This is a genomic window from Stenotrophomonas sp. Nf1 (assembly GCF_003028475.1).
Lineage (GTDB): Bacteria > Pseudomonadota > Gammaproteobacteria > Xanthomonadales > Xanthomonadaceae > Stenotrophomonas.
Genome location: NZ_PYTV01000014.1, coordinates 15,022 through 28,070 on the forward strand (window position 1 = coordinate 15,022; position 13,049 = coordinate 28,070).

The 13,049-nt window shown below is 66.5% G+C and carries 14 protein-coding genes; 7 read left to right on the top strand and 7 right to left on the bottom strand.

Annotated elements, in window-relative coordinates:
* Positions 1–3 precede the first annotated feature (3 nt).
* The gene (locus C9412_RS19605) at positions 4–1,215 is read right to left on the bottom strand and encodes an MFS transporter (protein ID WP_107233133.1); all 1,212 of its coding nucleotides are present in this window, start codon (positions 1,213–1,215) and stop codon (positions 4–6) included.
* A gap of 117 nt (positions 1,216–1,332) precedes the next feature.
* On the bottom strand, positions 1,333–1,992 hold the full coding sequence (locus tag C9412_RS19610; protein ID WP_107233134.1) for an HD domain-containing protein: 660 nt from the start codon (positions 1,990–1,992) through the stop codon (positions 1,333–1,335).
* Positions 1,993–2,257: 265 nt separating this feature from the next.
* Between C9412_RS19610 and C9412_RS19615 the strand changes: the two genes are divergently transcribed.
* Together C9412_RS19615 and C9412_RS19620 are read left to right on the top strand one after the other, a co-directional pair.
* A complete protein-coding gene (locus tag C9412_RS19615) occupies positions 2,258–2,515 on the top strand; it encodes a YjhX family toxin (RefSeq protein ID WP_040007459.1) in 258 nt (85 codons plus the stop codon).
* Positions 2,516–2,588: 73 nt separating this feature from the next.
* Entirely contained in the window at positions 2,589–3,095 is a 507-nt protein-coding gene (locus C9412_RS19620; protein WP_107233135.1) for an N-acetyltransferase, read from the top strand.
* Positions 3,096–3,105: 10 nt separating this feature from the next.
* Here the strand turns inward: C9412_RS19620 and C9412_RS19625 are convergent, their stop codons facing one another.
* Positions 3,106–3,543 (bottom strand): acetyltransferase, encoded by a 438-nt coding sequence (locus C9412_RS19625; protein WP_107233136.1) that lies wholly within the window; start codon positions 3,541–3,543, stop codon positions 3,106–3,108.
* Between the two features lie 68 nt (positions 3,544–3,611).
* On the bottom strand, positions 3,612–4,379 hold the full coding sequence (locus tag C9412_RS19630) for an NAD(P)H-dependent oxidoreductase (protein WP_107233137.1): 768 nt from the start codon (positions 4,377–4,379) through the stop codon (positions 3,612–3,614).
* A 78-nt stretch (positions 4,380–4,457) separates the two neighbouring features.
* Between C9412_RS19630 and C9412_RS19635 the strand changes: the two genes are divergently transcribed.
* The 5 genes from C9412_RS19635 to C9412_RS19655 all read left to right on the top strand — a co-directional run bounded on the left by C9412_RS19635 (position 4,458) and on the right by C9412_RS19655 (position 8,411).
* Positions 4,458–4,817 carry a helix-turn-helix domain-containing protein gene (locus tag C9412_RS19635; RefSeq protein ID WP_107233138.1) on the top strand — a complete coding sequence of 120 codons (360 nt, stop codon included), beginning with the start codon at positions 4,458–4,460 and terminating at the stop codon, positions 4,815–4,817.
* A 75-nt stretch (positions 4,818–4,892) separates the two neighbouring features.
* Positions 4,893–5,417, top strand: coding sequence for a tRNA adenosine(34) deaminase TadA (tadA, locus tag C9412_RS19640; protein ID WP_107233139.1), 525 nt, complete (start codon positions 4,893–4,895; stop codon positions 5,415–5,417).
* 75 nt (positions 5,418–5,492) lie between these two features.
* Positions 5,493–6,065: an oligoribonuclease gene (orn, locus tag C9412_RS19645; RefSeq protein WP_107233140.1), complete on the top strand. Its 573-nt coding sequence runs from the start codon at positions 5,493–5,495 to the stop codon at positions 6,063–6,065.
* A gap of 139 nt (positions 6,066–6,204) precedes the next feature.
* Positions 6,205–7,077: an EcsC family protein gene (locus C9412_RS19650; RefSeq protein ID WP_107233141.1), complete on the top strand. Its 873-nt coding sequence runs from the start codon at positions 6,205–6,207 to the stop codon at positions 7,075–7,077.
* A gap of 218 nt (positions 7,078–7,295) precedes the next feature.
* Positions 7,296–8,411: an alkene reductase gene (locus C9412_RS19655; RefSeq protein ID WP_107233142.1), complete on the top strand. Its 1,116-nt coding sequence runs from the start codon at positions 7,296–7,298 to the stop codon at positions 8,409–8,411.
* Between the two features lie 221 nt (positions 8,412–8,632).
* Here the strand turns inward: C9412_RS19655 and C9412_RS19660 are convergent, their stop codons facing one another.
* The 3 genes from C9412_RS19660 to ppsA form a co-directional block, all read right to left on the bottom strand.
* Positions 8,633–9,526, bottom strand: coding sequence for a mechanosensitive ion channel domain-containing protein (locus C9412_RS19660; protein ID WP_107233143.1), 894 nt, complete (start codon positions 9,524–9,526; stop codon positions 8,633–8,635).
* Positions 9,527–9,638: 112 nt separating this feature from the next.
* The gene (locus tag C9412_RS19665; protein WP_107233144.1) at positions 9,639–10,412 is read right to left on the bottom strand and encodes a hypothetical protein; all 774 of its coding nucleotides are present in this window, start codon (positions 10,410–10,412) and stop codon (positions 9,639–9,641) included.
* Between the two features lie 162 nt (positions 10,413–10,574).
* Entirely contained in the window at positions 10,575–12,953 is a 2,379-nt protein-coding gene (gene ppsA / locus C9412_RS19670; RefSeq protein WP_107233145.1) for a phosphoenolpyruvate synthase, read from the bottom strand.
* Between the last annotated feature and the right edge of the window lie 96 nt (positions 12,954–13,049).

Consider the following 13,049-nt stretch of genomic DNA (forward strand, 5'->3'; position numbering starts at 1 on the left):
GACTCAGCGGCGGCCGGCGACGACGCCCTTGCGCCTGCTGTCCAGCATCACCGCCAGACCCCACAGCAGCAGGCCGCCGACGGCGGTGGCGGCACCCACATAGCCGGTGCTGGCGGGACTGAAACCGGCGCTGATGGCCATGCCGCCCAGCCACGGGCCAAGCGCATTGGCGGTATTGAAGGCGGCATGGTTGGAGGCTGCCGCCAGCGTCTGTGCTTCACCGGCAACGTCCATCAGGCGCGTCTGCAGCACCGCTGCCAGTGCGCCCATGGTGCCCACGGTGATGATCATCGGGCCGATGGTCCACACCGACTGCGCGGCCAGCGGATACAGCAGCAGCATCACGATCGACCACAGCAGCACCACGGCGGCGGCCTTGAAGTGGAACTTGTCCACCAGCCAGCCGCCGGCGATGTTGCCGATGATCGCGCCGATGCCGAACACGCCTACCGCCAGCGGCATCCACGATTCGGCCACGCCGGTGACCTGCACCAGGGTCGGCGCCAGATAGGTGAACACGCAGAACATGCCGGCAAAACCGACCGCGCCGATCGCCAGTGCCAGCCATACCTGGGTGGTGTTGAAGGCACGCAGTTCGCGCATCGGCGAGGTGCGCACCTCGTCCGGGTCGGGCAGCAGGAAGCGGGCGATCATCGCCACGGTGGCGATGGCCAGCACGCTGACCAGCGCGAAGGCGGTGCGCCAGCTCAGCTGCTGGCCCAGCCAGGTGGTCAGCGGGTTGCCGATCAGGATGGCGATCGACAGGCCCAGCAGCACGCGCGACATCGCCTGGCCACGCTGCCCGGCCGGGCTGATCGCCGCGGCCACCAGCATCGCCACACCGAAGTAGGCACCGTGCGGCAGGCCAGCGACGAAGCGTGCGGCCAGCATGGTGGCGTAGTTCGGCGCCAGCGCGCTGGCCAGGTTGCCCACCGCATAGAAGCCCATCAGCGCCAGCAGCAGCTTGCGGCGTGGGAAGCTGGCACCGACGAAGGCCAGGATCGGTGCGCCGACCACCACGCCGATGGCATAGGCGCTGATCAGGTGGCCGACCTGGGTCTCGGAAATCGAGAGGCCACGGCTGATCTCCAGCATCAGGCCCATGCTGGCAAATTCACTGGTGCCAATGGCGAAGCCGCCCAGCGACAGGGCGAGGATGATCAGAGTGCGCTGGCGGGGCGTCAGCCGCGCAGCCAGGGAAGAGTTGGGGCTCATGCGGGGGCGCGATGGGGCGGGGAGCCGGCTATTGTACTGCTGCAGCGCAGCAGCGATCAGCGCCCGCTGCCAAGAATCAGCGTTTGGCAGGTGGTGCCGACCGCGCCCCAGGGCGGATCAGGCCAGCGTGTACATGTCGCTCCAGAGAAGGAACGCTTCCGGCGTCATCTGCGCTTCGAGTTCGGCCAGCACGATGTCACGCACCCTGATCAGCGCCTGCGCATGCACGGAGGGATCCTCGCCACGGGCAGAGGCGCCGGCACCGGCCTCGTCAGCCAGCTGAACCAGGGTACGTGCTGCCTCCATCAGCGAGCGCAGGCAGGTGGATGCCGGATCGGGCACGGCGGTGGATGCGCTGCGGGTGCCGAGCGCGGCCAATGCGGCGGCGTACTTGCCACGCAGACGGTCGGCCACCTCCGGCGGCAGCTGCAGCAACCGGCGTGGATGGGCGTTGTCGGCGATGTCGGCCAGCTTGACCTTCAATGCTCGTGGATGCTGGCGGATGCCCGCGTAGTAATGCGGGGCATCGGTGGCGCTGTGCCGGTTGAGCAGGGTCACGATGTCGCGGATCGGCGCCGGAAAGGCCGCCAGCTGAGGCGCGTACTGCGGGCAATCCTCCACGACATCATGCAGCCACGCCGCCGCTTTGGCCGTGTCATCGTCATCGATTGCGGCGGCCACGCGCGCGACATGTTCGATGTAGGGCTGTCCGGCCTTGTCCTGTTGCCCGGCATGGGCCTCGCTGGCCAATGTGCGTGCCTGTACGACCCAGTCCATCGTCGCCTCCTGCTGCTGGAAGATAAACTATCGCCCAATCACGGCGCCGCCAAGGTTGACCCGCCGCAGGGGGCTGGGTAACGTGCGCGTGCCTGCAGTACGCAGGCGCCTGCCGAGTGTGGTTTTTCATGTTGGAGATTGTCGTCATCGGATAACCCTTCCCGTGTGTCTGCCGGGAGCGGTTATCGAATGCGTGGTTCCGTGACCGGGCGCCGTTGGCCGCCCGCGTCGTCCGCATTTCCGATTACGCAGGATCTCTTTTCCCATGAATATCTCCCGAGCGGAGCAGAGGACGCTGCACGTCCTCGCCCAGGGCGGCTGCATTGCGTTCAGCCGTGACGGCTCAGGCCGTGTCCGCAGTGTTGAATGCTTCAACCGTGAAGGCCTGTTGCTGAGCGATTGCACGCTGGCCGTCTTCAAGAAGCTGAAGAACAAGCGCCTGATCAGTTCGCATGACGGTCGTCCCTACCGGATCAACCGCGCCGGGCTGGTCGCGGTGCGCCCGCAGCTGGACAATCGCTGATGCACGTCGTATCGACTCTTTTACCTTCCCGCGGGCCCGCTGGCCGGGTCCGTCGCACTGAACGAGGTGCCTTTTGAATATCATCATCCGCGCTGAAACTCCGGCCGACATCGACGGCATCCACGCGCTGACGGCTGCGGCCTTCGCCACGGCCGAACACAGCAGCCACACCGAGCAGTTCATCGTCGACGCACTGCGCGCACGCGGTGAACTGTCGATTTCGCTGCTGGCCGAGCACGCGGGTCTGTTGCTCGGCCACGTGGCCGTGTCGCCTGTGGCGATCTCCGATGGCAGCAGCGATTGGTATGGCCTGGGCCCGATCTCGGTGCTGCCGGCGCGGCAGGGGCAGGGCATCGGGGCCGCGTTGATGCGCGCGGCCATCGACGCCCTTCGCCAGCAGGGCGCGCGCGGCTGCGTGCTGCTGGGCGAGCCGGCGTACTACGGCCGGTTCGGCTTCCGCGCCGAACCGGGGCTGGTACTGCCGGGCGTGCCCGCCGAGTACTTCCAGGCGCTGTGCCTGCAGCCACCGCTGGCGCAGGGAGAGGTGCGCTACTCGCCGGCGTTCGACGCGACCGCTTGATCGCGAGCGCTCAGCCCGGGTGCCGAAGGTGGATCAGCGGATAGGCACGGCCCTGCGAATCCAGCGCTGAGCGGCCGGTTTCGACGAAACCCATGCGCAGGTAGAACCCCACTGCCTGCGCATTCTGTGCATTGACGTCGGTGCTCAGCTGCGGATGCAGCGCCAGTGCGTGCTGCAGCAGCCGACGGCCGATGCCGGTGCCACGCACCTCCGGGTCGATGAACAGCGCTTCCATGTGCGTGCCATCGATCAGCATGAAGCCCAACGGTCGGTCCTGGGCATCGACGGCGACGGTCAAGGGCGCCTGTGGCAGGAAGCTGGCCACTTCGGCATCGATGGCCCGTCGGTCGTCGGCGCTGAGGAAGTCGTGGGTGGCGTCGACAGCGCGGCGCCAGAGATCGACGAGGGCCGCGCCGTCGTCGGCGCGCGAGGGGCGCAGGGTGGTCATGGGGTCACCAAGGTGCTTTGGAATGAGGCGAAGTATGAGGCCTTGCACGCGTCTGTACAGGCCGGGCTTCACTCGCCGCTGCGGTGGCGGATGAACGGGCTGTGCGCGGCAGCCTGCGCGCGCAGTACGACGCCGTCTTCAAAGTCCTGGCTGTCGTTGAAGGGCACGGTCGGCCAGTGCTGCCAGTGCGCCAGCCGTTCCCGGTAACCCTGGACGGCGGCAACGAGTGCGTCGTCGTGCGCCTGCTCGCGTTGCGCCGCGAGCCCCGAGCGCACGCCATGCACCCGATGCGGCTGCATCACCTCGAAGCCGATGTATCGCAGGCTGTACATCAACGGCCACAGCAGCAGCGCGGTATCGCCTTCGCGCCCATCGACCGCGCAGGCCCGTGCCGACGAGCCGGTGGTGACGCTGAGCAGTGCACGTTTGCCCCGCATCACCCCGTGTTCGTGGCGCTGCCGGCTGTTGTACATCGGCCCATAGACCAGCACGCGATCCAGCCAGCCCTTGAGAATGGCGGGCGCGGCGAACCACCACAGCGGAAACTGCAGGACCAGCAGATCGGCGGCGTGCAGCTGTTGCAGGTGACGCTGGATATCGGCAGGCAGGGTGCCGAGATCGGCGCTGTGCCGCTGCTCGCGCTGGGCATCGAAGCGCTCCGGCTGCAGGCGCTGCCGATGGTGGTGGGCGGCCTCGCAGGGGTCGAAGCCCTGCGCGTACAGATCGACCACCTCCACGCGCATGCCCTCGCGGCGCAGCTGTTCGGCGGCCTGCGTGGCCAGATGGGCGTTGAAGGACCGTGGTTCGGGATGGGCAAGCACGATCAGTGCGCGCATGGGGTGGGCTCGGCGAGGGATGTGCGACCATCCTCGCGACGCCGGAGTGCCCCGGCAATTACGCACCTTGAGGTAACCATGGCCCATCCCGGCGATGTCTATGCGGCGGACTGCTCGGCGCGCGATGCGCTGGCGCTGATCTCCGGCAAGTGGGTGATGCTGGTGTTGCCTGCGCTGGCTGACGGCCCGCAGCGCAATGGCGCACTGCTGCGGAAGATCGAGGGCATCTCGCAGAAGGTACTGACCCAGACCCTGCGGCAGCTGGAGCGTCACGGTCTGGTCGAGCGCTGCGAGCTGGGGCGCAAGCCGCTGCATGTGGAGTACCGGTTGACCGAGGTCGCGCGGGGCCTGGTGGCTACGCTGGCCAGCCTCGACCGCTGGGCGGAAATCAACTTTCCGGTGCTGGACGCGGCACGCGAGCGCTTCGACGCACGTTAGCAGCGCCTGCACGGCCGCCGGCGTACACTACCGCCCCGGCGGCCAGCCTGGCCCTGTTGATACCGGAGAACCGCCATGACCGATGCCCTGGGTGTACCGGTGCACGACGACGATGAACGCTGGATGCGCCACGCGCTGGCGCTGGCCGAGCGCGCGCAGCGCGAGTTCGACGAGATCCCGGTCGGTGCGGTGCTGGTCGGTGCCGACGGCCAGCTGCTGGGCGAGGGTTGGAATCTCAACATTGCCTCGCACGATCCCAGCGCGCACGCCGAGATCGTGGCGATGCGTGCCGGCGGTGTGCGGCTGGCCAATCACCGGCTGCTCGGCAGCACCTTGTACGTCACCCTGGAGCCGTGCGCGATGTGTGCGATGGCTATCGTGCATGCGCGTGTCTCGCGCCTGGTCTACGGCGCCAGCGACCCCAAGACCGGCGCCTGCGGCAGCGTGTTCGACCTGCTCGGTGACGCGCGCCACAACCACCGGGTGGAGATCCACGGCGGTGTGCTGGCCAAGGACGCCAGTACGCGCCTGACCAACTATTTCCGTGCCAAGCGTGGCAAGCCGCCGTTGCTGCTGGAAGACCACGCCGACGAGGGCTGAACGGCGAAGGGGTATGATGGGCGCCTCTTTCCTTTCCCGGTGGGCCGCGCGCCTGCCCAGCAACGAGGCGACACCATGGCGGAAAACGGCGCGGCCAACGAGCGACTGATCTGGATCGACCTGGAAATGACCGGGTTGGATACCGACAACGATTCGATCATCGAGATCGCCACGGTGGTCACCGACGCGCAGCTCAACGTGCTGGCCGAGGGTCCGGAGTTCGCCATCCACCACCCGCTGGAAACGCTGGAAGCGATGGACGAGTGGAACCGCAACCAGCACCGTCGCTCGGGCCTGTGGCAGCGCGTTGTGGACAGCACCGTCACCCTGGGCCAGGCCGAGGCGCAGACGGTGAACTTCCTGGCGCAATGGATTCCCTCGGGCCTGTCGCCGATGTGTGGCAACTCGATCTGCCAGGACCGCCGTTTCCTGCACCGGCAGATGCCGCGGTTGGAGAAGTACTTCCACTACCGCAACCTGGACGTGTCCACGGTGAAGGAACTGGCCAAGCGCTGGGCGCCGAGCGTGGCTGCCGGTGTCGGCAAGAACAGCAACCACACCGCGCTGAGCGATGTGCATGACTCGATTGCCGAGCTGCGCCACTACCGCCAGTTCATGGGGGCGCTGTCGGGGTTGCCGGCTGCCTGAACGCCGCCGCCGGGTGACACACGAACGGGTAGTGCCGGCCGTTGGCCGGCAATCCGGCAGCGTTCGTGGGGTGTATCGGGTTGCCGGCCAGCGGCCGGCACTACCCTCCGTTCAACTCCCTGGCGCTAAGATCGGCGCCATGAACGAGCCCATCCTGCTTCCCCGCGACATCGCCCATGACGCCCGCGACTGGTCCGACCTGCAACGGGCGGTGGCGCTGCTGGAAGCGCCGACCCTGACCGCGCGCATGGCCAACCTGGTCGGCACGCCGCTGGAGTTCGCGGTGAAAGCGCTGCCCAAGGCGGTTTCAGCTCGCATCCATGGCGCGGTGCAGGCGGCGCTGTCCAAGTCGGCGCAGGCCGCGTTGTGGAGCATGGACAACACGCCCGGCAAGGGCGCCTCTACCCGCTGGCACAAACTGGCGGCCGCCACCTCCGGTGCGGTGGGCGGGGCGTTCGGCTTCGCCGCGCTGTTCATCGAACTGCCGGTGTCAACCACCATCATGATGCGCGCGGTGGCCGACGTGGCCCGCAGCGAGGGCTTCGATCTGTCCGAGTTCAGCACCCGCCAGGCCTGCCTGGAGGTGTTCGCGCTGGGCGGCAACTCGCCGCGCGATGACGCCAGCGAGACCGGCTACTACCTGGCCCGTGGCTTCACCACCGACGTGATGCGGCATCTGTCGGCCGAACTGGCCGGGCGCGTGGTGACCGGTCGCGACCTGACCCTGGGCGTGGCACCGAAGGAAGCGGGCAAGCTGCTGGCGAAGCTGGTGGAGAAGGTGGCGGCGCGCTTCGGCGTGGTGGTCACCGAGAAGTTCGCCGCGCAGGCGGTGCCGATCGTCGGTGCCGCTGCCGGTGCAACGCTCAATACCATGTTCACCGATTACTACCAGGACATGGCGCGCGGTCACTTCATCGTGCGCCGGCTGGAACTGAAGTACGGCGAAGATGTGGTGCGCACCTGCTATGACCGGGTGGCGCATGGCGGTGTGTTGATCGAGCCGATGCTGTAACCGGCTTTGGGTCGCTTTGGGGTCAGAGCCCTTTGCGTTGCAAAGGGATCCGACCCCGGTTGCGCGCGGGGTCGAATCCCATTCCGCAGGAATGGGCTCTGACCCCTGACCAGGCCATCCTTGCCTGCCGGGCACAACTGTTTTGCCGCAGCACGCCTGTTGCGTGTCCCTGGCGATCCCCATTCTTGCCGGCACTTCCCCCGCAAGAGAGTGCCGCCATGCTGTTCACCCCTCACCGCCTCGGCGGGTTGACCCTGCCCAACCGCATCGTGATGCCGCCGATGACGCGCTCGCGTGCGGCCGCCGGCAACGTCGCCACTGCCGAAATGGCGACCTACTACGCGCAACGTGCTGGCGCCGGCCTGATCGTCAGCGAAGGCACGCAGATCAGCGCGCAGGGCCAGGGCTATGCGTGGACGCCGGGTATCCACAGCCCCGAACAGGTGCGGGGCTGGCGCCAGGTGACCGACGCGGTGCATGCCGCCGGTGGCCGCATCTACGCGCAGCTGTGGCATGTCGGCCGCGTCTCGCATGTGGCGCTGCAGCCGGGTGGTGCCGCGCCGGTATCGTCCTCGGCATTGCTGGCCGAAGGCGTGAAGGTGTTCGTCGACCCGGCCGGTGCCGGCCCGGAAGCCGGCGTGGGCGAGATGATCCAGCACTCGATGCCGCGCGCGCTGGGCGAGAAGGAGATTCCGGGCATCGTCGCCGATTACGCGCAGGCTGCGCGCAACGCGCTGGAGGCGGGCTTCGACGGTGTCGAGCTGCACGGCGCCAATGGCTACCTGATCAACCAGTTCATCGACTCGCAGGCCAACCAGCGTACCGATGGCTATGGCGGCTCGCTGCAGAATCGCCTGCGTTTCCTGCGCGAGGTGGTGCAGGCGGTGGTGTCGGTTGTGGGCGGTGAACGCGTTGGTGTGCGGCTGGCGCCACTGACCACGCTACAGGGTGCGGTGGACGATACGCCGCAGGCGACTTATCTGGCCGCTGCGCATCTGCTGGGCGAGCTGGGTGTGGGCTATCTGCACATTGCCGAAGCCGACTGGGAGGATGCGCCGCTGATGCCGGTGGCGTTCAAGCAGGCGTTGCGCATGGTCTACCCGGGCACGCTGATCTATGCCGGCAAGTACACCGCCGAGCGCGCCGAGCAGGCGTTGGTAGAAGGCTGGGCGGATCTGATCGGCTTCGGCCGGCCGTTCATCGCCAACCCGGATCTGCCTGAGCGCCTGCGTACGGGCGCGGCGTTGAACCCGCCGGATCGGGCCACGTTCTTCGGTGGAGGCGCCGAGGGCTTCACCGATTATCCGGTGCTGGAAGAGGTTACTGAGGCCTAAGGGCGATGCCGGCCAGCGGCCGGCACTACCAGGGCGCGCGAGGAGGGGTAGTGCCGGCCGCTGGCCGGCATCGCCAAGGCGCACGAGGAGGGGGTAGTGCCGGCCGCTGGCCGGCATCGCCAGGGCGCACGAGGAGGGGGTAGTGCCGGCCGCTGGCCGGCATCCCGGGAATGGATCAGGTTGGGTGGGTGCCGACCGTTGGTCGGCACTACCGGAATGGCTCAGGGCTTGTCGCGCACCAGCGCATCCGCCTCGACCACGCCGCCATCCTTGCCGTGCAGGTACAGGTGCATGTCCTGCTGCGGATACGGAATGTTGATGCCGGCCTTGTCGAAGCCCAGCTTCAACTGCTCCAGCAGCGTGACCTTGGTGCCGAACCAGTCAGCCGACTTCACGTAGCAGCGGATGCCAAGGTTGATCGCGTGCGCGCCCAGCTCGTACACCACCACGTCCGGGGCCGGTGTCTGCAGCACGCGCGGGTCGGCCTTCATCAGCGCCAGCGCGGTGTCGCGTGCCAGCTGGATGTTGTCTTCGTAGCCGATGCCGATCACCAGTTCGACGCGGCGGGTCGGTTCGGCGGTCAGGTTGATGATCGGCGCGGCCGTGATCAGCGTGTTCGGAATGGTCGTGTGCTGGTTGTCGGCACCGGTGAGGACGGTCTGGAAGATGCGCACTTCGCGCACGGTGCCGGTCTGCCCGGCGATGGTGACCACGTCGCCGACACGGAACGGGCGCAGCGTCACCAGCATCACGCCCGAGGCGATGTTGGACAGCGAATCCTTCAACGCCAGGCCAACCGCGAGGCCGGCGGTACCGAGCACGGCCAGCAGCGGGGTGATCTTCACGCCCAACGTATCGATGGCCAGTAGCGCCACGATCACCAGTGACGTGGCGTAGACCACGTTGCGCAGGAAGCTGCCCAGCATCGGATCTACGCCCATGCGCGAGATGACACGCGGCATTGCATTGGAAATGCGGCGAGCGATCCACAGGCCGATCAGCAGTACGACGACCGCGGCGAGCAACGGCACGCCATAGGTTTCCAGCAGGCGCTCCCAGTCCAGTGAGTGGAACCAGGGCGTTGTGGCGGGGGCGGGTGGGGCAGTAGCAATCATGCGGGCTCCTTGTCGAACCGGGCGCGGCGCTCAAGAACGCCAGAAACGAAAAACCCCGCAGAGGCGGGGTTGCATGCGAGCAGATTATCGACATGGTGGGATGAAAGTGGTGTCAGCCGCCTTCGATCAATGCGCCTGTGCCCTTGAGTAGCGAGCGTAGTCCTTGAACCAGATGCGGTTCTATCGTGCTGAGCCAGAGGCGGCCGGGCACCAGTTCGTCCAAGGTGCAGCCGGGAGTGCCTCGCAGCATCCCCGCCAGTGTCTTGCCGGGCGCCACGGGCGCACCCAGCTGCGTTGGATTCAGCAGGCTAAGGGGGAAGATGTTGCGGGCCCTGTGCAGGCGCACCTCTGGCGGGGCGTCGTACCAGATCTGGTTGCGGTCTTCTTCGTCCTTGGGTTGGGTTCCATCGCAGTAGCCACTGATGTAGGCCTGCGGGCTGCGCTCGAAGGGTGGGTGGGTGACGTAGCCGAAGTCCCAGTCATACAGGGCGATCAGCCCCACCAGAAGCTCTCGGAAGGACTGCGGTTCCAGAGGAAAGCGAGCGTCCTTGGAGAACAGAGCGAATTCCGTTCCAAGCTCACGACTTGAGAGGAAATCGACGGATGCCGTCAGATCGTATGCGGGCGCGTCACTTCCTTTGGGTCCAGCGACAACACTGAGGAGCGTCAGCTCGTTGAAGCCACAGGCCAGAAGTCTTCGATGTGCTGCATTGCCCAGCTTCGCCAGATTGCTGCTGTGGCCCTTCCCGTCAGATGCAAAGTAGGTGGCTTGAACTCCACGCTCTTCGAGAATGGATATCGCCAGCTCATGAAATTTCTGGAAATCCTGCGCTCCTGCCAGTGGGCCGGAGTAGTTGAACAGTCCAAGCGCGAAGGGGATGGTCATGAGGCGAATGTTGCCGGGAAGTGATATCAGTCCCCTCAGTGTGCGTCGGCCAATTCAGAGCGCCTACTGGAATAGTTGCAAATGTCGCATCGGGCCAGTTGGTCCTCCCCAGAAGCAGAAACCCCGCCGAGGCGGGGTTTCTGTTTGCAGCTTGTAACGGGATCAGCCGTTGGCCTTCAGCTTGGCCAGGCGCAGCCAGGTATCAACCACGGTGTCCGGGTTCAGCGACACCGATTCGATGCCTTCCTGCATCAGCCATTCGGCCAGATCCGGATGGTCGGACGGGCCCTGGCCGCAGATGCCGACGTACTTGCCCTTGGCACGTGCCGACTTGATCGCCATCGACAGCAGCTTCTTCACCGCCGGGTTACGTTCGTCGAACAGGTGGGCGACGATCGACGAGTCGCGATCCAGGCCCAGGCTGAGCTGGGTCAGGTCGTTGGAGCCGATCGAGAAGCCGTCGAAGATCTCCAGGAACTCATCGGCGAGCAGTGCGTTGGACGGCACTTCGCACATCATGATGATCTTCAGGCCGTTCTCGCCCTGCTTCAGGCCGTTCTGTTCCAGCACCTCGATGACCTTGCGGCCTTCTTCCAGGGTGCGCACGAACGGAATCATGACCCACAGGTTGTCCAGGCCCATTTCATTGCGCACGCGCAGCACGGCCTTGCACTCCAGCGCGAAAGCGGCCGAGAAGCTCGGGTCGACGTAACGGCTGGCGCCGCGGAAGCCGATCATCGGGTTCTCTTCGTGCGGCTCGTAGTTGCTGCCGCCGATCAGGTTGGCGTACTCGTTGGACTTGAAGTCCGACAGGCGCACGATCACCGCATTCGGTGCGACCGAGGCGGTGAGGGTGGCGATGCCTTCGGCCAGACGGTCCACGTAGAAGCTGACCGGATCACCGTAGCCGGCAATCTTCTCGTCGATCTTCTTCTTGGTCGCCGCGTCCTGGCGGTCGTATTCCAGCAGCGCGTTCGGGTGGATGCCGATGTGGCTGGCGATGATCATTTCCAGGCGGGCCAGGCCGATGCCGGCGTTCGGCAGCTGGCCGAAGTCGAAGGCACGTTCCGGGTTGGCCACGTTCATCATGATCTTCAGCGGTGCCGGCGGCATGTTGCCCAGATCGGTGGTGGTGCGCTCGAAGCCGAGCTTGCCTTCGTAGATGAAGCCGGTATCGCCTTCAGCGCAGCTGACGGTGACCAGCTGGCCATCTTCGATCACCTTGGTGGCGTTGCCCGAACCGACCACGGCCGGCACGCCCAGCTCGCGCGCGATGATCGCGGCGTGGCAGGTGCGGCCGCCACGGTTGGTGACGATGGCCGAGGCGCGCTTCATCACCGGTTCCCAGTCCGGGTCGGTCATGTCGGCAATCAGCACGTCGCCCGGCTGCACGCGGTTCATGTCGTCCAGGGTCTTGACCACGCGGGCCACGCCCGAGCCGATCTTGGCACCGACGGCGCGGCCTTCGGCCAGCACCTTGCCGCCCTTTTCGGTCAGCGCGAAGCGCTCGATCTGGGTGGCGTGGCTGCGCGACTTCACCGTTTCCGGGCGCGCCTGCACGATGAACAGCTTGCCGCTGACACCGTCCTTGGCCCACTCAATGTCCATCGGGCGGCCGTAGTGCTTTTCGATCACCAGCGCCTGCTTGGACAGTTCCTGCACGTCTTCGTCGCTGATGGAGAAGGTGCTGCGCAGTTCGGTCGGGGTGTCCTCGATCCTGACGCGCTCACCCGGGACATCCGAATACACCATGCGGATCGCCTTGCTGCCGAGCGAGCGGCGCAGGATCGCCGGCTTGCCGGCCTGCAGGGTGGGCTTGTAGACGTAGTACTCGTCCGGGTTGACCGCGCCCTGCACGACCATTTCGCCCAGGCCGAACGAAGAGGTGACGAACACCACGTCGCGGAAGCCGGACTCGGTGTCCAGGGTGAACAGCACGCCGGAGGAACCGACGCCCGAACGCACCATCAGCTGCACGCCGGCGGACAGGAACACGTCTTCATGCTTGAAGCCGTGGTGCACGCGGTAGGCGATGGCGCGGTCGTTGTACAGCGAGGCGAACACTTCCTTGACCTTGTGCACGACGTCGTCGGCACCGGTGACATTGAGGAAGGTTTCCTGCTGGCCGGCGAAGGAGGCATCGGGCAGATCCTCGGCGGTGGCCGACGAGCGCACGGCCACGGCTACGTCGCCACCGCCGTTGTCGGCGCTCAGTTTGGCGTAGGCGGTGCGGATGTCCTGGTCCAGCTGCGGCTGCAGCGGGGCATCGATCACCCAGGTGCGGATTTCCTTGCCGGCGGCGGTCAGCGCGGTGACGTCCTCGACGTCCAGCGTGGCCAGCTTGTCGAAGATGCGCTTGGACAGGTCGTTGTGCGCGATGAAGTCCTTGAAGGCTTCAGCGGTGGTGGCATAACCGCCCGGCACCGAAACGCCCAGACCGGCCAGGTTGCCGATCATCTCGCCCAGCGACGAATTCTTGCCGCCTACGCGGGCCAGATCGGCCAGACGCAGTTCGTGCAACCACAGGATGTTCTCGTTCAAGCGCGATGCTCCGTTTGGCCATCGCCCGAGGCGGGCTGAGTGGCCGCGTCCGTAGGAAGAAGCCGATATGATGCCGGGCAGAGCACCGTCGGCACA